Below are 259 nucleotides of genomic sequence, written 5' to 3'. Positions count from 1 at the left end.
ATTAAATGCCGTCAACAGAGTGTGACTCCCACCAGTCTAGTTCGATCACTTTCTCTTTGGGTACACCCCAATTCACCAGTAATTGGCCAACTTTTAACGGCACCAAGAAACTGCCCACCTTGTCGCCTAGCACTTTAATAGAAGCTTTATCTAGGTGATCGTAATGGTCATGACTGATCACCACCACATCGATAGTTGGCAAATCTTCTATCGTGATGGGGGTTTGGTGAAAGCGTTTTGGCCCTGCCCATTGTACAGG

1 protein-coding gene is annotated in these 259 nt (G+C 46.3%); it reads right to left on the bottom strand.

What is annotated here, in order from left to right; translation table 11 throughout:
* Position 1: 1 nt before the first annotated feature.
* Positions 2 to 259: MBL fold metallo-hydrolase (locus O4H47_RS18005; RefSeq protein ID WP_269395400.1), on the bottom strand; the 258-nt coding region annotated here is incomplete at its 5' end.

The sequence above is a fragment of the Maritalea porphyrae genome, from assembly GCF_027213965.1.
Taxonomy (GTDB): Bacteria; Pseudomonadota; Alphaproteobacteria; order Rhizobiales; family Devosiaceae; genus Maritalea; species Maritalea porphyrae_A.
The sequence above is the reverse complement of the archived record's forward strand: the minus strand, read 5'-3'. Positions and strand labels throughout refer to the sequence as shown.